Below are 20,583 nucleotides of genomic sequence, written 5' to 3'. Positions count from 1 at the left end.
CGGGGGTCAGAGCGCGACGGACGGCATGACGCCGACCAGAGCGCAGGGATGGTTGGGCCGGCACTGGACCGCGAGGGTGGTGGAACGGCTCTCAGCGCCGCCGTCGGGCGAGCCCTTCCAGGCGATCGACTGCTTGCCGGAGACCGTGACGGCGTAGACGTACGCCTGCGTGATCGCCCCGGGGTCCTCCTGAAGGGCCTGGGTGAAGGCGTTCGGGAAGTGCCCTTCGTGCACCTTGGCGGTGGCGGACTGGTCGTTGGCGGCCATCTCCTTCCACAGCACGCGTGATGGGACGACCTTGTCGACCGACGCCGTGTCGGCGTACTTCGCCTCCTTGGTCAACCAGCCGTGCAGGGCCTTACGCAGCTCGGCCCGCGAGTACGCACGGGTGTCGTAGGACCACAGCGCTGCCGCTGCTGCCTTCCCGTACGCGATCGGGTTGTGGGTCTTCGGCTGGGTCGGGAGGTCACGAGGGCCGGTGCGCGGAGCGGGAGGCCCGGAGGGCGACGCGGATGGGGAGGCAGCGGTGGGTGAACTCGACGGTGGAGCAGAGGCGTTGGCGGGGCTCCTGCCGTCGCGGGTGAGGTACGCGGCCAGGCCGGCGAGGGCGACGAGCACCACCAGGACGGTGGTGCCGAGCAGCGCCCGGCGGCGCACGCGAGATGCGCCGCCGGGGTGGGTGGAGTGCGGAGCCATCAGTGGACCTGCGTCCCGAGCGTGCTGAAGAAGGCCACCACGCCGTTCGCTGCACCCAGCAGAAGGGCTGCACCGGCGCTTACCAGCACGCCCTTCTTGCCGTTCGCCTCCGCCTGGTGGCCGCCGGAGTGGTGGCCCCAGGCCCATACGCCAGCGCTGATGGCGAGGGCCCCGACCACGGCGATGAGGCCGAAGAGGTTGATGGAGCCCATCACCGGCTTGAGGACGGACAGGCCCGGCAGACCGCCCTCGTTCGGCCTGATCCCGGGGTCGTAGGCGAGCTGTATGACCTGGTCGGCGAGATACATGGGGAACTCCAGTGCGATTTATTGCATGCCAAAGCCCGTTGGGGGCGAAGCGGCGGTGCGAAGAATGAGGGGAGAGGAGGAGCGCGGGTCAGACGACTCGGCGGGCCGCGAGAATCTGCTGCTTCCAGGACGCGAGGGTCGTGATGCGGACCACGTCGCCGGTGCGCGGGGCGTGGACGATCAAGCCCTGCCCGATGGCCATGCCGACGTGCTCGGGTACGGCGGCCGTCCCCTCGGTGAAGAGGAGGTCACCCGGCTGAAGGGCGTCGACCGATACCGCCTTGCCGTCCTTGACCTGCGTGTATGTCGTCCGCGTCAGGGTGACCCCGGCGGCCTTGTACGCCTGCTGCATCAGGGAGGAGCAGTCGCACCGGCCCATGGCGTTCTTGCCGTGGGAGTTCTTGCAGGTTCCGCCCCACTGGTACGGCGTGCCGAGCTGGCCGAGCGCCCACCGGAGGTATCGTCGCCGGCCGTTCGTATGGTGCGGAGCTGCGCTACGGACGGGATGACGCTGCGCTCGGGGTCGTACTGGGGTGGCTTGACGCCGTCGAGGGGGTTGTCGGCGTAGAGGCCGAGCCGGTGAGCGTCGAGCAGGATCGCCTTCAACTTGTCGTAGGCGTTGGACTGGGTGGCAAGGCCTACGCCGTTGCGCTCCATGGTCTGAATGAATCCGTCGACGACCTTGTGGTCGAAGGTGGCCATGCGACGGCTGCCCAGCAGCGGGTAAAGGTGGTGCTCCAGAAGCGAGTTGAGATGTCGGACCGAGGCTTCGGCCAAGTCGCGCTGGCTTGCCTTCCACTCGGTGGTGTACCTAGTGAACTGCATCGTGCCGTACTTCTGAACGCGTTCGGCTTTGCTCTGCTGCTGGGTGTGCGGAGCGGCCTTCTTCGCGTTGTAGATCTCCGTCAAACGCTCGATGGCCAGGTTCTGGGTGGCGAACCCGGATTCCACCGTCTGCTTCCCCGCCGCGTCCCGAAACCTGATCTTGTACAGGTGCGGGCACTTGGACCACCGCGACTCGGCGTGCTCGCAGTCCTTGAAGTACGTACCCATGCCATGGGCCAGTGTCTTGGTTGCCACGTGTGCTGACTCCTCGGATCCCAATGCTGACGAATTGCTGACGCCCGAGGGTCAGTTATGCCCCTGACCTGGGGAGAACCGCTACTTACGTGGTATGTGGTGGTACTTCATCGGGCGCTCGAACGAGGAGATCGCGCAGGCCCGTTCGGACTGGATGGACGGTGATCGCTTCGGTGAAGTGAAGGGCTACAACGGGGCTTCACTACCCGCCCCGGAACTCCCCGCAGTACCGCTGAAACCACGGGGTCGGGTGCGCTGAGCAGGGGTTTCATCATACGCGAGACGAGTTCATGCCCGTGGCGTGAGCCTGCTGGTGCGGTTACGGCACTGCCTGAGGGTGTTAGGGCGGAAGTGCTCGCCGTCCTCTTGGCGCGGGCGGCCCGTTCCCAGCCTTGGAACGGGCCCTTCGGCTGCACGCGATTGCGGTGGCCGGGTCGCGGACCATCTACTCGGTGGGAGCGACGAGGCGGGTGCCCGTCCAGTCGCCGGCCGCGCCCATGCTCGCCTTCTGGCTGAGGCCAGCTGTCGTCGCGGCCTTGCGGATGCCGCCGGGCTCGACGTAGGCCTCTCGTCCGGCTTTCGGAGTCAGCAGCCAGTTGTGCCCGGCGTTGGCCAGGAGGTTCCTCCCGTCAACGAGGGGGTCTCCTGGACGACCTGGCCCGGCTTGAATCCGAGCCGTTCCGCCAGGGTTTCTGCGGTTTGCGCTTGTCCAGCTGTTGCTGACACGTACGGCTCCTTCTCTCCAGTTCATGTCCGGTGGTCCCCGCCCGAAGGACGAGGTGGCACCCCGGACGGGTCGGCGCGATGGGGGTCAAGGAGTCCCGGTGTGGGTCGCTGCTGACGTCAGCAGGTGCTCGGTGCGGTCCTGTTGGCGATGCGGTCTGCGAGCCAGGGCAGGCCTTCGGCGCTGGTGGCCGCGGTCGCGGCGATGTGCCCGGGGACGTGGTTGCTTGAGAACTTCACGGTGGCGCCTCGGCGGCACCAGTCGGCTGCGAGGGTCTTGCCGACCTGTTGGGGGACGACGTCGTCGAGGGCGCTGTGGGAGAGCAGTACGGGTACCGCGGGCTTGCGCTTGCCGAGCTGCTGTTCGGCCACGATCGCGTCCCACGGGGCGCGTTGGAGGCGCTCGGTCAGGGGGCGCCCGTCCACGGTCAGGAAGCGCGAGTTCAGGAACGGATGTTTGGCGAGGGCCTGCGTGGTGCACAAGTTGTCCCGCAGGTCGGTGGTCACGCGCTTGCCGCGGGCGTTCAGGTAGGGGGCGGTGTCGATGCCGTACGACGCGGCGAGGCCGGAGAGGGCGTAGTTGAAGAACGCTCCGTAGGGGGAGCCGTCCATACGGTCGGCCACCTTGTTCATGTCCGCGGGGGGAGCCCCGACGACAGCGCCCTTGATCTTCAGTTCGGGTGCGTAGGTCGGGGCCAGTTCGGCGGCGGACGCCGTCGCGCCGCCGCCCTGGGAATAGCCGTACAGCGCGACCGGGCCCGCGTCCGGGAGACCCACGGCATCCAGACGCTGCGCCGCCCGCACGGAATCCAGTACGGCCCTGCCCTGCGCCTCGCGGTCCATATAGGTGTGCACGCCCGGCGTGCCGAGTCCCTGATAGTCGGTCACCACCACGGCATAGCCCTCATCGAGGAGCTTCTTGATGGGCAGCGCCTCGTACTCGGTGCCTTCGGCCAACTGGCGGGAGGGAGCGCACTTGTCCGCCAGGCCCTGGGTGCCGGGGGCGAAGCCGACGATCGGGCGTTGACCGTACGGGGATGTTCGGGGGTTCAGCACGGTGCCAGTGACGGCGATCGCCTTCCCTGCCCGGTCGGTGGTCCGGTACATGATCCGGTGCACGCTCGCCTTGACCTTGATCGCCTTGAGCGGGTCCAGGTAGAAGACGCCCGGCTCCGAGCTGAGCACGTCGCCATTCGCGGCGGGCAGGCTCGTCGGCCGCTGCGTGCCCAGGTGCTCGGCTGCTGAAGCCTCGCCGGACAGGGGGACGGTGAGCGCAGCGCAGGCTGAGGCGGTGAACGCTGCCACAGCACGCCCGCCCAGGGCACGACGACAAAGCACGAGGTCTCCTCGGTCAGGGAATCAGGAAGATCCACTAACTATCCGAGCCAAGGCACTGTATTGGGCAGATACGCCGAAGTGCCCCATGTATGGACTAAACATCGGTATGGGGATCCCACTCGCTGCCCGCCTCCGCATCGCGGGATTCTCCGGTCAGAGGGAACTGCGCGCCTTCGCTGACACTGCCAGCACCCTCGGCGGTGGAGTTGGCGCCGTGCTACCTGGTCACGGTGTACGCCGGTCTGTCCGCTGGCCCGCCGACGGCACCTTCAACCGGCTGTCGGCCTCGGCCCGGGCGAGGGCCGGGGTGGCCCGGCTGGTCGCACTCGACTCCACGAGGGTTCGCGGCGCTCGCCGTGGCCCTCGCCGCCGGTACGGGTCTGGCTTGCGCGGCGGTGTCCGCGCCCGCTGTCGCCGGGAGTCCCGTTGGGGCCTCCGTAGCCGCCCAGGCCCCCGAGCCGTCGCCCTCCGATTCGGAGTGTCCCGCCGACAAGCCCGAGCAGTGCCCCGCCGGAAGCAAGGACCGCGACGAAGTCGAGGGCCGGCAGGAGCAGGTCGAGAAGGACCAGGCGCAGGCCAAGCAGGACATGGCCGAAGCCAAGGAGCAGGCCACCGAGTGCCCGCCCACCTCGAAGAAGTGCATGGGCGCCCTCACCGGTGACGGCGCCCAGCACAAGGAGGGCATGGCCGAGGCCCGCGAGGAGCTGGACGGTATGCGGCCCGCGCCCTCGGACAACGCGGCCGACGCCGTGGCCGGCTCCTGCGACGCCTTCGCGGCCGACCTGCCGCCCGCCCTCGTCTCCTCCGACCCCAAGGAACTGACCCGCGTCTGCGAGCTGATGGCCCCGTGACCCGTACCAGCACCGCCGCCCGCCGCCTCACCCTCCTGGCCGCCACCGGCCTCATCACCCTCACGTCCCCGGCAGCCCTCGCCGCGCCGAACCCCGGCAAGCCCGCCGCAGCTCGCGCCTTCGACAGCAGCAAGAAGCCTTCACCGCAAAAGAGTTGAGCGCGTACTGCAAGAAGCACGCGGGCGACTGCCGGTTCAAGGTCGACCGCGACAGCTCGTCCGAGTACTTCACCGCCGTCAAGTCCCTCGGCAACGCCGTCGTCAACTGCACCGCCGAGGACATCAAGGTCACCCGCGAGGTCTCCCTCAGCGTGAGCAGTTCGGACAACCTCGGCGGCGAAATCACCGGGCAGCTCAGCGTGGAGGGTCAGCTGGCCGTCAACGGCTCGGTGACGGCCGGGGTCAACGGCGAGGCCGCAGGCACCTTCAAGACGCCCGACCAGTCGAAGGGCCCGAGCCCCGAGGCGAGCGCCAAGGGCAGCGCCAACGGCAGCGGCACGGTAGGCGGTTCGGCCTCGCTGCGCACCGCGTTCCAGGGCGGTTTCAAGCTCTCGTACGCGAAGAACTGGACCACCCAGCAGACGGAGTCGACCTCGTACACGCTCACCGTCAATCCCGGTGACGCGCTCACCTTCGGCGGCAGCGCGGCGATGCAGCGCGTCGCCGGGAGCATCATGACGAGCGGCGGGGCCGGCGCGCACGGCGTCGTGGTCGACGGCCCCTCCAGCGTCAACCACTCCTCGTTCGTGGCCAACACGCACACGGTGCCGGGCACCACGTGCAAGCGCCTGCGCCCGAGCGACGACGGTCCCGAGGACCCGCCTGCCCCGGGCCCTGCCCCCGCCCCGGGCCCCGAGCGATCCCTGCGCGCGGCGAACGCCCCCGGCCTCGTCGAGCTCCCCGGCGGCGGCCTCCCGGCGGGGTCGCACCTGAAGAGCCGCACCGTTCTGCACGGGGGACGCTCATGACCCGTACTCCACAGCCCGGCTCCCGTACCGAACGGCTCGCCGTGCGACCCGGGCGCCTGCGCCGCCCGGCCCTCGTGGCCGTCGGCCTCACCCTCCTGATGGGCGCGGCCGCCCAACTCCCCTCGCCGGCCCTCGCCCAGGCTCCCGCGCCCGTTCCTCTCATCAACGGTGACTTAAGCCTGCCCGCGGTCACCGGAAGGACGCGAGCAAGGTCGCTGTCAGCGGCTGGTCGGTCGGCTCGACCGACGGCGCCGGCACCACGGACGGGGTATGGCGCTACGGACCCGAGCGTCCGGCCACCCCGACGAGAAGGTCGGCGTGATGCTGCGCGGAACCGGCGCCGCCTCGTTCGGGTTCAAGCAGCGTCTGCGCGGGGTCCGACCCGGCGCGCGCGTCACCGTCACCTGGGACGACAGCCCCGGCATCGCCAAGGAGTGCAAGCCGCGCAACGTCGAACAGGGCCAGACCTACACCGTGCAGGGCTCGGGCGGCCCCGCCCACGAGGAACTGACCGAACCGGAACCGGACAAGGAGACCAGCACCCTCGGCACCGCCGTATGGCGTACGGGCCGTAGCTACACCTTCACCGCCGACGAGTACGACCCGCTTCTCACGTTCGCCTCGACCATGCCGTCCACCCAAACCTCCGGCAACCAGTGCGGGGCCATGATCGCCGGCATCCGGGCCGTCGAGACCCCGCCCGCCCTCGACAAGAAGGTCCGCAGCAGCGAACTCCCCGACTCGGTCGCGTACAAGGGCAACGACAAACGTCCGGTGAGCGAGGCCGTCACCGAGTGTGTGAAGAACGAGAACCAGTGCGCCTTCACCCCCGAGGACACGTACTCCTTCGCCTACTACGAGCCCGCGCGGCAGATCGGCGAGTCGTTCATCAACTGCACCCGCGCGACGCTCGACCGCAACCGCCCCTGCACTTCTCCGGCCGCACGATCAGCGACCTCCCGGACGCCGCCGGACTGCCGCCGTCCTCCAAGGACGCCACCCCGACGGCCATGAACACGCAGTACGCGAGTGGAACGGGCAGCAGCCCGGCCTGGAGTCCGACCACCGAACGCACCGTGAACGAGGTCATCAAGTCGGGCGAGGCCTCCTGGTTCGAGACCCAGGGCGGCCGACAGCGCACCGAAGGCTGGTTCCATTCGAACCCGGCACCGGACGACCCCCACCAGGAGTGGCGCCTGCACACTGTCCTCGACCACCCGGCCCCACGCCTGGGCGACCGCGTCTACCAGCGCACCGGCCCGATGACCAGTGCCGAGCAGGCCCGCTGCCGCTCCTACCGCCCCACCGCCGAGACCCCCAACGACGCGGGCTCGCCCGCAGCGGGAGCCGACCGTGACTGACCACACCACGCGCACATGCCAGCTGTGCGCCCTGACCCTCGCCACCGCCTGCGCCCTCCTCACCGCACTGCCCCAGCCGGCGAGTGCGGGCGCCTTTCACTCCCTCGCCGTCAAGGACGGCGCCGTCCACGCCTGGGGCAGCGACCGCTACGGCCAGACGAACGTGCCCGCGTCCCTCACCTCCGGCGTCAGCGCTGTCGCGGGTGGCTACCTCCACTCGCTCGCGCTCAAGGGCAAAACGGTCGTGTCGTTCGGCAGCAACCGCTATGACGCGGCAGCAGTGCCCGCCGCGGCGAAGAGCGACGTGGACGCGATCGCGGCCGGCCAGTACTTCTCCCTCGCGCTCAAGAACGGCTCGGTACTGGCGTGGGGCGACAGCCGCAAGGGCCAGACAGAGGTCCCGGAAGCGGCCCGTTCGGGAGTCACGGCGATCGCGGCAGGCGCTCACCACGCGCTGGTTCTCACAGACGAGGGCAAGCTCGTGGCCTGGGGCGACGACACGAAGAAGCAGACTCGGATCCCCTCGGCCGTCCAGTCGGCGAAGGTCACGGCGATCGCGGCCGGCCAGGACTACTCCGCCGCCGTCGCAGGAGGCCGCGTCTATGCCTGGGGCGCGACGATCGCGAACCAGAGCGTGCCGACGGGAGCCCGGTCGAAGATCGTCGACGTCGCCGCCACGAACGAGAAGCTGGCCGCGGTGAAGGAGGACGGCAAGGCGATCGACTGGCAGATCAACACGACCTCGGCAACCAACGTCACGGGAGGCACAGAAGTACGCGAACTAGCCGCGGGCGCCTACCACTTCGTGGCACTCAGAGGAGACGCCCCGAAAACCTGACAGCCCTCGGACGCTGCGTCCGAGGCGTGGCGCAACATGATCTCGAGGTGGCCCCACCGGGGAACAGCGCGGCCGCGGCCGCGCTGTTCCCCGGTACAGGGCGAGCCCAGCCTTCGCGTCGCCCCCACCCGTGATCGACGTCAGAACCCTGGGCGCATGACCTGCCCCTTTTCCTGTACATCCGCCGAGCCAAGTACATGGCCGGCTCCAGCTTCAACATGCCGATGCGCCAAGAAGCCCGCAAAGCCGCCTGGTCTACACCCAAGGCCCCGGCTAGCTCGGCGGATTCGGCATCGAGCTCACCGCGGGCAGCGAGCCGCCAACCGCCTGGTGTGACCAGCACCTGGCTGCGGCGACCACCCTCAGCGAGACAACGACGCCGTCCACGCAGGCGACGGCCTCGTGCGGCTCGCGCACAGGGTCGATTGCCGTGCCCAATCCGTCTGCCCCTGCGAGGTCGCGTGCTCGGACACGGCTGCGAGTCCGATCACCCGACCAGCCAGCGGTGACGCCACAACGCTCACGGAGAACCCTTCAGGAAGCGCAATTACAGAACCTGGTCACTCAAGTGACGTTGCGCATCACTCTGACGGAAAGGCGCCATCCGTACCGTACGAGCGACCCCAGGAGACTTGGGCCCGTGGGCCTGACGGTGGGTCACCACCCATGCCGAGTTGGTCGAGGTCAGCGTGGCGCCACTCGCTCAACTTCCCGGCGCGTCGGCGGGTGTTGTCGATCCAGGTTCCGAGCTTGACCTCGACGGCCTGGCCGTCGTCCTGCATCGCAGCCGCGCCCATAAGCACAGCCCCGGCCCTTCCGGCGCGGAGGGGCGCTCCTTGTCGCGGGTACTCCAGTGACTCCGGGCAGGACAATCTCCAGCAACGGCACACAATGCGTTACCAACGGCTCGGCGTCACACATCCACGAGGACGACCCGTCGCACACCACTCCGTAAGGCGCGACGAGCGCGGGCGGCGCGTTCGTCGTCGGTCAACTCCTCAGGGCGTCCACGGGCGGAGCATGTCCTTCATCGCGTCGGTCATGGCGAGTTGCAGCAGTGGGCCGTAGGTGATCCGCCCGACGCCCAGGCGGCGAAAGCGCTCGAGGTCGTGCTTGACGGGGTGGGCCGTGGAGTTCACGGGAATGGAGACGGCGTCGATCACCGCCGCGAGCAGGTCGTCGTCGTCCTGGATACGCACCGGATAGAGGGAGTCGGCGCCGGCCTGCTCCATGGCCCTCAGCCGCTCGATCGCCTCGTCGAGGACGCCGGAGGCGTCTTCCGCGTGCAGGAAGACGTCGGTGCGCCCGTTGACCCAGACCGGGATCCCTGCGTCGTCGGCCGCCGCGCGCAGGCCGGCGATGTACCTCGCGTGCTCCTGCGTGCTGCGCACGCGGCCGCCGTCCGAGTGGACGGTGTCCTCGAGGTTGAGACCGACGCCGCCGGCCTCGGTGAGTCCGGCGATGAGATCCGTGGGCTCCTGCCCGTACCCGGCCTCCAGGTCCACGGACACGGGAACATCGACCGCCGCGATGATCGCCCTGACGGCGGCGAGTACCTCTTCGAAGGTCTGCCCCTCGTGGTCGTCGGCCCCCCGGGAGTCGGCGAGCGGATGACTGCCGATCGTCAGCGCGGGGAACCCGGCGCCGGCCGCCGTCCGGGCGGACCAGACGTCCCAGACGGTCGGCAGTACGAGCGGCTTGAACTCGGCGTGCAGCTGCTGGAGGCGTTGAGCGCGCTCAACGGTGGTGCGAGAGTCCATACCGCGGACGCTACTCCTGAATCGCCTCAATCTGGGCATGTGCTCGGCGCCGGGGAGGGCGCGGCGGGCGATCTCGGCGAGGGTCCGGTCGAAGCCAGTCAGGATGTCGATGATCTGCTCGTTCCAGATCACCACCACGTAGGTGTCAGATGGTTGGAGGTCGGGCGCGAGGTAGCTGGGGGCTTTGCGGTGGCGGGCGGCGCGGGCGAGACGATCTCCAGCAACGGCACGATGCGCTACCAGTGGCTCGGCGTCACACATCCACGCTGACGACTCGTCACGCGAGATTTCGTCAGACGCACAGAGGCTTGAGTGGCTGGCTACCATCCCGAACAGCCACTCATTGGAACGCAAGTGGTGATGCAGCCCTGACTGCTGTGCGTGCGGAGGCCCCCGGAAATGATGGGCGAGGGTCGTCCATGGCCGTCGCCCTGGTCGACGTGCTGGGCTTCCAAGCCCCACAAATGGCCACCCCCAGCGGCTAACTGGTACCCGGAGACACTCCTTCTCGTGTGGTCTGGCTACAGGGAGCGGGCGGCGCCTCCGTCGATGCGGATGGATTCGCCGTTGATGTAGGAGGCGTCGTCGGAGACGAGGAAGCGGGCGAGCTTGCCGATCTCCTCGGTGGTGGCGTACCGGCCGGCAGGGATCTTGGCGAGGAACTCGGGGTCTTCGGGCCAGCTGTCCACGTAGCCGGGCATGAGGTTGTTCATGCGGATGCCCTTGACCGCGTACTGATCGGCGTACAGCTTGGTGAAGCTGGTCAGCGCCGCACGCAGGCTGGAGTTGACCGGGATGATTCCCATGGGCTCAAAGGCCGTGTAGGAGGAGAGATTGACGAAGGCGCCCTTGCCCGCGGCCTCCATGTGCGGGGTGACCAGGCGGGCCATGCGCACCACGCTGAGCAGCAGCATGTCCAGGCCGTCGTGCCATTCCTGGTCGGTGACGCGGAGAAGTCCGTCGTTCTTGGCGTGGCCGGCGCCGTTGATGACGGCGTCGATCCGGCCGTAGTGCTCGAGCGTGGCATCTACCAGGCGGGCCAGATCGTCGGGGTCGGTGAGGGAGCCGACCGTGGCGATCCCGCCCAGTTCGCGGGCGACGCCCTCGATGGTGCCGTTGATGTCGAGCAGGGAGACGCTGTAGCCCGCCTGAGCGAGCTCGGTGGCCATTGCCCGGCCTATGCCGGAACCGGCGGCGGTGACGATGGCGACTGGTGCGGCGCTTGGCGCGAGGGCGGGGATGGTGCTCACGAGGGAACTCCGATTTCAAACGTTCGTTATCTCTGTACGACTGTACGCTATTCAACGTACAGTGGGTTGGGTGTTCCGGACAGTCTGGTCGTATGTGATTCGGCGTACAATCGAAATATGGCGACGTACCACCCTCATCGCGACCAGCTGCTCGTTGAAGATGTCCTGGCCGCCCTCGGCCACCCCGTCCGAATCGGCATCGTGCGCGAACTCGCCGCCTCGGAAGGAGAGCGCACCTGCGGCAGCCTTTCCATGGACGTCACCAAGGCGACTGCCACCTTCCACTGGCGCGTGCTGCGCGAAGCCGGCGTCACGCGCGAACACAAGATCGGCCGCTACAAGGCCGTGGAGCTGCGCCTCGAAGACCTCGACGCACGCTTCCCTGGACTACTGGCCGCCGTCCTTGGCGCCACGGTGCCCACACTTGACCCAACGGCCTGAGGCTGCCTTCGACGCTCGATGACCGAGGAGCTCACCTGGCCAGGTCTCGCGCTCACTGGCCACCTAGGACGATGTCCAGGAAGGCCCGGGATGCGCGGGACGGGGGACCTGGGTGAAACGGCACCTCAACCTCACGGTCAGCCGGTCAGCCGTCCCAAGCCCCGCCGGGTCCGAGCCGTGGCCACATTGACGCTAGGCGCGGGGCACCCATAGGGCCATAGCGACCGGCTGGCACTCACTGTGTGGCCGCCACAGAGGCAAGAGAAGAGGCGGAGCCGGAGCAAGGTCTACACCTGATAGGCCCGCGCCGCCGGAGCGGAGGCAAGAACCTCAGCCTCCTTCGGCCGGCTGTAGTTTGCGCGCAAGTGTCAGACCGTCGGCGATGGGGAGCAGGACGGATTCCACGCGCGGATCGGCGCGTACGTGTGCGTTGAACCGGCGGATGGCTGCAGCGTTGCCGCTCGGTTCCGGGGCGGCCGCTTCGCCCCCGTACAGCACGTTGTCGGCGAGCATCAGCCCGCCGGGGCGGAGGCGGGGCACCAGCAAGTCCCAGTAGGTTTCGTAGCCGGGTTTGTCCGCGTCGAGGAAGACCAGATCGATCTCCGGGCGCTGTGGCAGGGCGCGCAGGGTGTCGGCGGCCGGGCCCAGGGCCAGGCGGATACGGTCCGCGACGTGGGCTTCCCGCCAGGCCGCGCGGGCGATTCTGGTCCACTCGTGGGATACGTCGCAGGTCAAAATGGTGCCGTCGGGCGGCAGGCCGAGCGCGAAGGCCAGCGTGGAGTAGCCGGTGAACGTGCCCACCTCCACGATGCGACGGGCCCCGGTCAGCCGGGTCAGCAAGGTCAGGAAGACTGCCTGCTCATGCGGGACCTGCATCTCGGCCACGGAGCCGAGGGCCCGGGTCTGTTGCGCCAGGCGGCGCTGCACGGGCGTGGCAGGTTCGGCTTGTGCCATCACGTAGCGGTACACGTCGGCTGTCATCGCCACGGTCTTCACCGGATCCGCCGGGGTGTGCTGGTCAGTCGGGCTCACGTTGACTCCCTGCGTTGGCGGAACGGTCCGCACCCTGGCACGACCTCTTGGGCGGCGAGGTGTTCGATGTGGTGGCAGAGCAGCTCCAGCAGGAGAGAAGAGAACTTCTCCACGAGGCTGTCCTGCCCTTCTTCGGTGAGCCAGCGCTCGTCCACGTCGTGCAGACCGTGTCCCACCAGGTCGCACACCACCTGGACGAGTCGGCGCACCAGTTGCGCGCGTAGCCCGACATCGCACACGGGACTGCGTCGCACCGCGAAGTACGCGTCGAACGCTGCCGTCTCCAGAGGATCAGGCGTAGCACCGGGCTGTCGGCCCGCCTCCTGAAGCAACGAGACGCCGTCCGGGACCAGGCGGGCCGCGACGGCCGCGTGGATGTGCTGGTTGTCGTGCACCGCCGCGCGCAGCGGCGCCGTGCATGCGGACGGCCGACTTTGCAAGATCTCGTGCACAAGTCCTGGCAACGGCCGGTGGTCAGCCGCCCATTCGCCGCTGAGCGCCGGGTTCCAAGCGGCCATGTCGGCGCGCACGGTGGCCCCGTAGCGCGATGCCGAGCAGCTGCCGGTGTACAGGAGGACGACGGAGTACAGGTCGTACCAGCCGACCGTCAGTTCGATCGCGTTGTCGTCGCTTTCCTGCATGGCCAGTGCTCGGATCAGTTCGCCGGACATCAGCTGCCACAGGACGACGGATACGTGGTGGCCGATTCTCCAGCGGTAGGAGGCACGGGCATCCGGGTCGGCGGGGGCATGCATCGCCGCGGGCCGACCTGCGGTCAAGGTGTCGTGCAGCACCCGCAGATCGGCGCCGAGGTCGCACTGCCCGGCGCAGCCGGCAGCAGCGGGTGCGGGTCTCTCGCCGGGCGCGGGCACGAACAGCGGCGGCACCGTGGCCAGGCGGGTGGGAGCGTGAAGGACGGGGCACAAATGGACTTCGCGGCGGCTAGGTCCGCCGCTGCTTCGGCTCGTGAGCCCCGATCCGAGATCTCCTGACGAGCTGTGGCCGGGGCTCTGACGGGAGGGCCGCGCTCTGTCACCGCCTGAGGCGGCGCCCGAGCCCAGGGGGGTGCCGATGCACATGCACCAACTCTCGCGGGACAAGGCTGCGGACGCTCGCTCGTTCGCCCACCCGGGTGGCGCGTCGGCGTCCGGTCTCGCGCGATCGCGGCTCGCCAGGTCCGCATACGCCGTTATCGCCGACCTGGCAGTTCAGCACCCCGGTCGAAGCCGTCGCACGTGGCACGGCATTCCCGGCTACACGGCCACGAGTGCAGTGGCCCCGGGCGCTCGTGGCGCGCCCTGCCTCGGATGGCGTGGTGACCGTACGTGCGAACTCGCAGAGGTCAGCGAGCACTTGTCTTCGTGGATAGAAAAGCGCGACTACACCACCGCTGACACCGAACTCACCGGCGACGTCCTGACCCTCACCGCACTCATGGGCTCCCACAGGCCCGCAAGCGGTGCGATCTGCCGTCCCTGACCACGGCCCGCCGGACTCCATCGGTAGCGGGCGAGCCGGCGGGCAGAGGGTGCCATTCGCAGGGGTCACGTGGCCTGCTTGGTGGCGGCGGGGTGCGCGTGCTGAGACGTGCTCCACAGGTGGATCCGGTGAGAAGCTGTTCCTGACCCCTGGCAGTGGAACCAGTTGTCGGTCGGCTGCTTGAGTCGGTGTGGAAAGGCAGACGGAGCTTCGACGGCTCCGGTTGGCGGGTGAGTCGGCGGGCATGAGCGACGATGACCCAGCGACGCGGGGCGATGGGGAATCCGGCGGCCTCCTTGGGGCGGCTGACCGGCTTGACCGTGAGGTTGAGGTGCCGTTTCGCCCAAGGTTCGGGTTGCGGTAAGAACCGTGTCAGTGCGCCACGAGGCGCTGTTGTTTCGGACGGAGGTGGAAGACCACCGTCGCTTCGCCGTCGTAGCGGCGAGGTGAAGCTGGAGGCAGCCTGAACCGGGGATCGCCGGGGAGGACGAGAGCAGCCTCGACAAAGTCGGGTCGGCCCAGCACTGCCGGATGGGTCGGGCCCGGTGAGCGAGACGGGAAGGTATACGCGAGGAACCGGCGTCATTACGCCTCTTGAGTTCTTGCCAGCTCCAATCCGGTGGATATGGGCTGGTCAGCGGTGCGTAACCGCCCGGAAGGGCGGGGAACTCCCGGTCCGGTATTGACAGCTTGGGCCGGGAGGCCACGACGAAGGTCTACGGCGTAGTCGTGGCGAGGCCGCAGGGGCAGAGCCGGGTGCCTAACCCGTCAACCGAACAGCAGTGAACGTGGGAACCGCTCGTATCCGCTCCCCGCGACCCGGACAGCCAGGCCGGTCAGCGGGGATAGGCGCGATGCCTGCCGATGGGCGCGAGCGGGGCGGAGCCGTCGTAGTACTCGGAGCCGGGGAGAGCCCGGAGCAGGGGGAAGGACGGCAGCGTGCCAAGCAAGGAGAGGAGTGCAATGCCCGAAGTAGCGCCGGTGAATACCGGCGCCGTGAGGTGGCCGGGTCCTGACTCGGCTCATTTCGCGGTACGGGAGATGCAGATCAAGTTGCACCGATGGGCGGGAGAAGATGACTCCCGGCGGTTCGGTGACCTGTTCAACCTCGTCTACGACCCGGCGTTTCTGGTGCACGCGTGGGAACGCGTGGCCACCAACACCGGGGCGAGGACCCCAGGGATCGACCGGGCCACGGTGGCCCTGATCGAGACCTGGACCGGGGTCGAGGCGTTCTTGGAGCACATCAGGGACGCGCTGAAGTCGGGCGCGTTCGAGCCGGTCGAAGTGCGACGGGTGATGATCCCGAAGGCGAGCGGCAAGCTCCGCGCGCTGGGGATTCCCACGGTCGCCGACCGGGTGGTCCAGGCCAGCCTCAAAGCAGTGCTCGAACCCATCTTCGAGGCGGACTTTCTGCCGTGCTCGTACGGGTTCCGTCCCAACCGGCGGGCACACGATGCGATTGCCGAGATCCACCACCTGTCTTCTGGGGCCAACAAGTTCCACTGGGTCCTGGAGGCGGACATCAAGGCGTGCTTCGACGAGATCGATCACACGGCCCTGATGGGCCGCCTGCGGGCGAGGATCAAGGACAAGCGCGTCTGCACGCTGGTGAAGGCGTTCCTGAAATCCGGGGTCATGACGACCCCCGGGGACCGGGAGGAGACGCTGACGGGCACCCCGCAAGGCGGGATTCTCTCCCCGCTGCTGGCCAACATCACGCTGTCCGCGCTGGACGAGCACTTCGCCCGGCAGTGGCAGCAGGAGATGGGCAGCTACAAGCGGCGGGTCGCGCGCAGGAAGCGCGGACTGGGCAACTGGCGGCTGATTCGTTTCGCGGACGACTTCGTACTGATGGTCTCCGGGGAACGCCGCCATGCCGAGGACCTGCGCGAGGAGGTGGCCGGCGTGCTAGCCCCGATGGGGCTGCGGCTGGCACCGGAGAAGACCCAGGTAGTCCACATCGATGAGGGCTTCGACTTCCTCGGCTTCCACATCCGCAGGCAGCGGAAACGAGGAACGCAGAAGCACTACGTCTACACCAAGCCGTCCAAGAAGGCGATCCAGTCGATCAAGGACAAGGTGAAAGACAGAACACGCAGATCAGACCTGCACAGGGACGTGGACGAGCTGCTGGCCAGCCTCAACCGCACCCTGCGCGGGTGGGCGAACTACTTCCGGCACGGGGTGTCGAAGGCGGTATTCAGCACGGTCGATGACCACGCGTGGCATCGCATCGTCCGCTGGATCTTCCACAAGCACTCCCGGCTCAGCTGGAGGGAACTGCGCCGTCGGTTCTGCCGACCGGGCAGTTGGAAGCTCATCTGCGACGGAGTCGAGTTCACCGGCGCATCCAGCGTCAAAGTGATCCGCTACCGCTACCGCGGCAGCAACATCCCGACCCCGTGGACACCACGACGGGCAGTCGCCAGTACCGGCGACTGACCACCGGCCAAGACACGTGGAGCGCCCGTTGCGTGGAGACACGCACGGCGGGTGCGGCGGGCGGGTCGGGGAAACGGGCTGGTCGCAAGGCCAGTACCGCGCCCCGGCCCGACCCAACCCAGCCGCGAACGACGGCGCTTGCGCCCGTCATGTACCTCGTCCGAGGGAACGGAAGCACCTACGGCTGGGGCATGCGGGGCTCGGCAGGAATGATCATCGGCGTGGGCACGAGCGCCGAAGGACCTTGGCGAGCTGGTTGAGGACGCCTGTGCTCTCGTCAGCATTCAGAGCCTTCCCTACGGCCTCGGATATGGAGATGTGCGATGCAGCCGAGTTCGGTGCCGCCGGTTCCGGAGGACAAGATCCCAGACCACTTGCTGCGTGTCAGCGACCTGGACCCGGGGATCGTGCCGGAATTGCTCGACCTGGCCGAGAGCATGAGGCGGGAGCCGCTGGGCTGGGCCGACAGCTTGCGGGGAGCGGCCATCGGCTGCATCTTCGAAAAGCCGTCCACGCGTACGCGTGTCTCCCTGGCCACAGCCGCCCACCGCCTGGGCATGACCGCCATCGTGCTGAACCATGATGACCTGCAACTCGGGCACGGCGAGACCGTCGGAGACACCGCGCGCGTCCTCTCCTCCTACCTGGACGCCCTCACGGTGCGCACCTTCGAGCACACCCTGGTGGAGCAGACGGCCGAAGACTCCGCAGTTCCGGTCATCAACGCGCTGTCCAACACCCACCACCCGCTCCAGTCCCTGGCCGACCTTCTGACCCTGCGGGAGCACTTCGGGGCCCTGGCGGGCATGAGGGCTGCGTTCATCGGCGACGGCCGCAGCAACACCTGCAACTCCTTCCTCTCCGCCTGCGCTGCCACGGGCATGCACCTGGTCATCGCCAGCCCGCCGGGCTACGAGACGGATGCGGCCCTTCTGAACGAAGCCCGCGAGACGATGGCACAGACGGGCGGATCCCTCTCCCTGACCACCGAGCCCGAAGAAGCGGTCCGCACCGCACAGGCCGTCTACGCCGAAGTGTGGGTGGCCATGGACCAACTCCACGAGGCCCACGTGCGCACCCCGCACTTGTCCCGGTACCGGGTCGATGACCAACTCCTGGCCCACGCCCCCACGGACGTGGTCGCCCTGCACTGCCTGCCCGCCAAGCGCGGGCAGGAGATCACCTCCGACGTGCTCGACGGTCCCCGCTGCCTGGCCTGGCGGCAGGCCGCAAACCGACTCCCCACCGCTCAGGCCGTACTCCACACCCTGATCACCACAGCACGTCACCGGACGGTCTGACCGGCCGAGAGCTCGTTCGGTCTCGGAAGCTGTCTGAACCCGGACCGGGCAGGCTGGGTAGCCTCGTATCAGGCGGTCCATGGGCCAAGTTGGTGGCCACCAACTTGAGATTGACCAAGGTAGTACGGCACTTCGCCCGGCTTTGGCGGTTCTCCAATCACGGTGGTGACTTTCACTCCCGAGACCTCACGTCTCAGGCACCTCGAGGGTTCGTTCGGGGAACGGTCACTGTGAACCTTCCGCGAACGCTTCCCAATCTCCCAATCTCACGTTTTCGAGCTGACGTTGCCTGACCTGCTGCTTCGAGGTTCAAAAACAGCTTCTGAAACTGTTGGGATTGGGGTGGGGGAGCCGCCCGGTGGCCAGGGCCCAGAAATTCGCCACGTGTCATCAAAATCCGAGGGCAGATGCGATATCGGCTTCGCCGGTGAGCTCGAACGCGGGACTGTCCGTCGGCAAGGGAACCGTGCCGAAGAAGTCCCGCATTACACGCTCCCCATCCAAGCCGAGGTCGCTGGATGCCTCGCCCTCCGCCTCGCCTCTGGCCACATCGCCCCCCTACCCCGTGAGGTCCACGTCGAACGTGAGGAGTTCCTCAGCGTCTGCGCCGGGCTCAGCCACACCCTGTCGGTCGCCGCCCGACTTGCCGCTGCCCTCCCAGTGACGATGTCGAGGGCCATGGTGTCGAAGAGAAGCTCTTGCCCGCCGGTTTCCTTCGTGAAGACCATTCCCCCGTCCGTCACGGCATGGCCGGAGCTGAGGTCGACGGCCAGTGCCCCTCGTGTGACGGGGAAGCGCAATCCCAAGTCAGCGCCGTCGGTCACCAGGTGAGCCGGTTCCTGCGCAGAATGGGCCAGCCGCTCGGCCTGCATCGCCCGCTGCACCGCCCCACAAGAGCAGCGGGCTCGCCACAACGGTCACGGCTGCGACGGTAAGGATGCGAGGTCGGGTACCGAGGGGCATAACGACGCCAGATCATCTATGGCCAAGGCAACCAGTCCGGTGAGTCGAAGCCCGCAGCCGCTGTTCGTACCTCTCGTCCGAGCTGACAGCCGAAGGCCGGAAGCCCTCATGACCGCGCCGAGTTCCCGAGTCCCGACACGCCGTCAGGAGCGTTACGTTCGGTACCTGGACCCTGAAGGCCGAAACCACCGCCGGGGCGCGTGGCCACGAGCCTGCGCTATGAGCAGAGTTCAGAGACCATGACCCCTCGCACGGCCCACACCAGACGTCGTACGACTGCGCTGCCCGCGGTGGTAGGCGGCGGCGAGGTGCTGATCGTCGACGTATCCGGCCCCATCGAGAGGGAATCGGCCGTCGTCGGTGTAGCGGGCGCTTTCGAGGTGCAGGTCGTGGACGCCGCTGATCACGTGCTCCATACCGGATACGAAGCGCGCGGTCCCCTTCCGGTCGGCCTCGGGGAGCTCAAGCCGTACCAGGAGTGCCATGAGATCCTCCTTGGCGGCCAGGAACGTGTGCACGGCTTCGTCGTTGAGCCGCTGGCTGTGGCCGATGGCCTGCTCTTCGCCGCAGCCGTGATGCTGCTTGAGCACCTCGGTGAACTTCAACGTCTCGCCACGGCCCCGTTCCTTCCCCAGCGCATACACGTCATTGTGGATGACGCCCAGATCCAGCACGCACTGACGCATGGTCCTCATTGGCTTGCAGCCATAGAGGACGGCGGGCACTTCGTAGCCCTGGGCGACCTCGATGAAGTCGATCTCGATGAACATGTAGCCGCTGGCCCGGCGCACTTCCAGGAAGTCCTCCCAGCCCATGTCCTGCGCAGGACCGGTCCGGTCGGTCACCTCGTCCAGGAACCCCGCCAGCCCTTGAAGATTGTGCTGTGCGAAACGTGCGCACCATGCCGGCGACATCAGCGCCCGCAGCCTGCGCATGACATCAGCGAAAGCCCGCACCAGTGGATGCAGGCCCGGAGCCCCACACGGTGCATCGGGCAGGTAGAACGCCTCCGCCAGGCCCTGCAGCGCGCAGACGGATGCGGGAGCGTCCCAACCCAGCGGACCAGCATCGAACTGGTCGTCCATCACCAACGCCGCACAGTTCCAGTCGACACACACATCCAGCCGTTCACCGCGCGCGTCCGGCAGGAAGCCGCCGACCATCCGCGCGACGTCCCACGACTCATGCAGGGCACGCGCCTGCCCGGTGCGCAGCAGTCCGATCTGCCGGACCCACCGGCTGTGCTGTGTGCGAGCAGAATCCAGATCAGGACTGACGCGCCGCTCGAAAGGAATGGTGAACCGACGCTCGGGCATGAAACCGCCTCACCTTCTGGTCGCTGGAACACCCGCATCGTGATGAGGGCTGGCGCAGACTCCGCAGGGCCCACTCCCGCTTCACTTTCGAGAGGCTCTGCGTCCGTCCCAAGTCCAGCACGGGAGTCAAGGCGTAAAGGCTCTACCCTCGTGTGCTTGCCCTGACTCAGCCACATCGGAGATGCATCCGTCCGGGGCGTTCGAGGGCCCGGCCACAGCTGACATCCCCTCGGCGTGCCGACGTGAAGGACTGTATGTGCACCTCTCCGTGAATGGGTCGTCAGGAAGGTTGCCACATGGCTGACTTGGTGTTTCGACGTGGTACCCGTGTGTTCACGACCAAAGCAGTCCGGGCGGAACAGGACCTTGGTGAGCGTCGCAACTGGAGGGCGATCCACCACGAATTCCGGTATCGCTGGTTCGCACCGGCAGTA

The 20,583-nt window shown here is 68.1% G+C and carries 19 protein-coding genes and 3 pseudogenes; 10 read left to right on the top strand and 12 right to left on the bottom strand.

Going from position 1 to position 20,583, the window contains the following annotated elements; all coding sequences use genetic code 11:
• Window positions 1-6: 6 nt before the first annotated feature.
• The 4 genes and pseudogenes from QIT00_RS36720 to QIT00_RS36710 form a co-directional block, all read right to left on the bottom strand.
• Window positions 7-696, bottom strand: coding sequence for a hypothetical protein (locus tag QIT00_RS36720; RefSeq protein WP_282539846.1), 690 nt, complete (start codon window positions 694-696; stop codon window positions 7-9).
• Entirely contained in the window at window positions 696-1,004 is a 309-nt protein-coding gene (locus QIT00_RS36715; RefSeq protein WP_282539845.1) for a DUF6112 family protein, read from the bottom strand. The genes QIT00_RS36720 and QIT00_RS36715 overlap by 1 nt, the downstream gene beginning before the upstream one ends.
• 88 nt (window positions 1,005-1,092) lie before the next feature.
• Window positions 1,093-1,470, bottom strand: a pseudogene (locus QIT00_RS39110) (C40 family peptidase); the annotation flags it as partial.
• Window positions 1,356-2,084, bottom strand: coding sequence for a hypothetical protein (locus tag QIT00_RS36710; RefSeq protein ID WP_408909928.1), 729 nt, complete (start codon window positions 2,082-2,084; stop codon window positions 1,356-1,358). The pseudogene QIT00_RS39110 and the gene QIT00_RS36710, both read right to left, overlap by 115 nt.
• A gap of 94 nt (window positions 2,085-2,178) precedes the next feature.
• On the opposite strand from QIT00_RS36710, the pseudogene QIT00_RS36705 reads away from it, so the two are divergent.
• A pseudogene (locus QIT00_RS36705) lies at window positions 2,179-2,343 on the top strand (pirin family protein); the annotation flags it as partial.
• 186 nt (window positions 2,344-2,529) lie between these two features.
• Here the strand turns inward: QIT00_RS36705 and QIT00_RS36700 are convergent.
• Window positions 2,530-2,835: a DUF3052 family protein gene (locus QIT00_RS36700; RefSeq protein WP_408909927.1), complete on the bottom strand. Its 306-nt coding sequence runs from the start codon at window positions 2,833-2,835 to the stop codon at window positions 2,530-2,532.
• 92 nt (window positions 2,836-2,927) lie between these two features.
• Window positions 2,928-4,112, bottom strand: a complete 1,185-nt coding sequence (locus QIT00_RS36695; RefSeq protein ID WP_282539844.1) for an alpha/beta fold hydrolase — start codon at window positions 4,110-4,112, stop codon at window positions 2,928-2,930.
• A 389-nt stretch (window positions 4,113-4,501) separates the two neighbouring features.
• Between QIT00_RS36695 and QIT00_RS36690 the strand changes: the two genes are divergently transcribed.
• From QIT00_RS36690 to QIT00_RS36665, 6 genes are all read left to right on the top strand, one after another.
• A complete protein-coding gene (locus QIT00_RS36690; protein WP_282539843.1) occupies window positions 4,502-4,996 on the top strand; it encodes a hypothetical protein in 495 nt (164 codons plus the stop codon).
• Window positions 4,993-5,154, top strand: coding sequence for a hypothetical protein (locus QIT00_RS36685; RefSeq protein ID WP_282539842.1), 162 nt, complete (start codon window positions 4,993-4,995; stop codon window positions 5,152-5,154). The genes QIT00_RS36690 and QIT00_RS36685 overlap by 4 nt, the downstream gene beginning before the upstream one ends.
• Window positions 5,151-5,963 carry a hypothetical protein gene (locus tag QIT00_RS36680; protein ID WP_282539841.1) on the top strand — a complete coding sequence of 271 codons (813 nt, stop codon included), beginning with the start codon at window positions 5,151-5,153 and terminating at the stop codon, window positions 5,961-5,963. Before QIT00_RS36685 ends, QIT00_RS36680 begins: the two co-directional genes overlap by 4 nt.
• A 270-nt stretch (window positions 5,964-6,233) precedes the next feature.
• Complete coding sequence (locus QIT00_RS36675; RefSeq protein WP_282539840.1) at window positions 6,234-6,977, top strand: hypothetical protein; 744 nt, start codon at window positions 6,234-6,236, stop codon at window positions 6,975-6,977.
• On the top strand, window positions 6,974-7,324 hold the full coding sequence (locus QIT00_RS36670) for a hypothetical protein (RefSeq protein ID WP_282539839.1): 351 nt from the start codon (window positions 6,974-6,976) through the stop codon (window positions 7,322-7,324). The genes QIT00_RS36675 and QIT00_RS36670 overlap by 4 nt, the downstream gene beginning before the upstream one ends.
• Entirely contained in the window at window positions 7,317-8,162 is an 846-nt protein-coding gene (locus QIT00_RS36665) for an RCC1 domain-containing protein (protein ID WP_282539838.1), read from the top strand. The genes QIT00_RS36670 and QIT00_RS36665 overlap by 8 nt, the downstream gene beginning before the upstream one ends.
• A gap of 363 nt (window positions 8,163-8,525) precedes the next feature.
• Here QIT00_RS36665 and QIT00_RS36660 read toward each other — a convergent pair.
• The 3 genes and pseudogenes from QIT00_RS36660 to QIT00_RS36650 form a co-directional block, all read right to left on the bottom strand.
• Window positions 8,526-8,686 (bottom strand): annotated as a pseudogene (locus tag QIT00_RS36660) (PTS glucose transporter subunit IIA); the annotation flags it as partial.
• A 474-nt stretch (window positions 8,687-9,160) separates the two neighbouring features.
• Window positions 9,161-9,922, bottom strand: coding sequence for an isocitrate lyase/PEP mutase family protein (locus tag QIT00_RS36655; RefSeq protein WP_282539852.1), 762 nt, complete (start codon window positions 9,920-9,922; stop codon window positions 9,161-9,163).
• Window positions 9,923-10,443: 521 nt separating this feature from the next.
• On the bottom strand, window positions 10,444-11,172 hold the full coding sequence (locus QIT00_RS36650) for an SDR family oxidoreductase (RefSeq protein WP_282539837.1): 729 nt from the start codon (window positions 11,170-11,172) through the stop codon (window positions 10,444-10,446).
• A 117-nt stretch (window positions 11,173-11,289) separates the two neighbouring features.
• On the opposite strand from QIT00_RS36650, the gene QIT00_RS36645 reads away from it, so the two are divergent.
• A complete protein-coding gene (locus tag QIT00_RS36645; RefSeq protein ID WP_282539836.1) occupies window positions 11,290-11,613 on the top strand; it encodes an ArsR/SmtB family transcription factor in 324 nt (107 codons plus the stop codon).
• A gap of 330 nt (window positions 11,614-11,943) precedes the next feature.
• Here the strand turns inward: QIT00_RS36645 and QIT00_RS36640 are convergent, their stop codons facing one another.
• Window positions 11,944-12,594 (bottom strand): O-methyltransferase, encoded by a 651-nt coding sequence (locus QIT00_RS36640; RefSeq protein WP_282539851.1) that lies wholly within the window; start codon window positions 12,592-12,594, stop codon window positions 11,944-11,946.
• A gap of 47 nt (window positions 12,595-12,641) precedes the next feature.
• On the bottom strand, window positions 12,642-13,532 hold the full coding sequence (locus QIT00_RS36635) for a hypothetical protein (RefSeq protein ID WP_282539835.1): 891 nt from the start codon (window positions 13,530-13,532) through the stop codon (window positions 12,642-12,644).
• Window positions 13,533-15,165: 1,633 nt separating this feature from the next.
• On the opposite strand from QIT00_RS36635, the gene ltrA reads away from it, so the two are divergent.
• Both ltrA and argF read left to right on the top strand, forming a co-directional pair.
• Window positions 15,166-16,569, top strand: a complete 1,404-nt coding sequence (gene ltrA / locus QIT00_RS36625; RefSeq protein ID WP_282539834.1) for a group II intron reverse transcriptase/maturase — start codon at window positions 15,166-15,168, stop codon at window positions 16,567-16,569.
• A 323-nt stretch (window positions 16,570-16,892) separates the two neighbouring features.
• On the top strand, window positions 16,893-17,870 hold the full coding sequence (argF, locus tag QIT00_RS36620; RefSeq protein WP_282539833.1) for an ornithine carbamoyltransferase: 978 nt from the start codon (window positions 16,893-16,895) through the stop codon (window positions 17,868-17,870).
• Between the two features lie 1,193 nt (window positions 17,871-19,063).
• Here argF and QIT00_RS36615 read toward each other — a convergent pair.
• Window positions 19,064-20,149 carry a terpene synthase family protein gene (locus QIT00_RS36615; RefSeq protein ID WP_282539832.1) on the bottom strand — a complete coding sequence of 362 codons (1,086 nt, stop codon included), beginning with the start codon at window positions 20,147-20,149 and terminating at the stop codon, window positions 19,064-19,066.
• Between the last annotated feature and the right edge of the window lie 434 nt (window positions 20,150-20,583).

The organism is Streptomyces luteolus (assembly GCF_029968015.1).
Taxonomy (GTDB): domain Bacteria; phylum Actinomycetota; class Actinomycetes; order Streptomycetales; family Streptomycetaceae; genus Streptomyces; species Streptomyces luteolus.
Note: the sequence above shows the minus strand (reverse complement) of the source record. Positions and strands in the feature narration are given on the sequence as shown.

Coding starts and splice junctions, on each gene's coding strand:
- argF (WP_282539833.1), top strand. CDS start 16,893: ATGCAGCCGAGTTCGGTGCCGCCGGTTCCGGAGGACAAGATCCCAGAC.
- QIT00_RS36670 (WP_282539839.1), top strand. CDS start 6,974: ATGAACACGCAGTACGCGAGTGGAACGGGCAGCAGCCCGGCCTGGAGT.
- ltrA (WP_282539834.1), top strand. CDS start 15,166: ATGCAGATCAAGTTGCACCGATGGGCGGGAGAAGATGACTCCCGGCGG.
- QIT00_RS36645 (WP_282539836.1), top strand. CDS start 11,290: ATGGCGACGTACCACCCTCATCGCGACCAGCTGCTCGTTGAAGATGTC.
- QIT00_RS36615 (WP_282539832.1), bottom strand. CDS start 20,149: ATGCCCGAGCGTCGGTTCACCATTCCTTTCGAGCGGCGCGTCAGTCCT.
- QIT00_RS36700 (WP_408909927.1), bottom strand. CDS start 2,835: ATGAACTGGAGAGAAGGAGCCGTACGTGTCAGCAACAGCTGGACAAGC.
- QIT00_RS36715 (WP_282539845.1), bottom strand. CDS start 1,004: ATGTATCTCGCCGACCAGGTCATACAGCTCGCCTACGACCCCGGGATC.
- QIT00_RS36655 (WP_282539852.1), bottom strand. CDS start 9,922: ATGGACTCTCGCACCACCGTTGAGCGCGCTCAACGCCTCCAGCAGCTG.
- QIT00_RS36720 (WP_282539846.1), bottom strand. CDS start 696: ATGGCTCCGCACTCCACCCACCCCGGCGGCGCATCTCGCGTGCGCCGC.
- QIT00_RS36640 (WP_282539851.1), bottom strand. CDS start 12,594: ATGACAGCCGACGTGTACCGCTACGTGATGGCACAAGCCGAACCTGCC.
- QIT00_RS36675 (WP_282539840.1), top strand. CDS start 6,234: ATGGCGCTACGGACCCGAGCGTCCGGCCACCCCGACGAGAAGGTCGGC.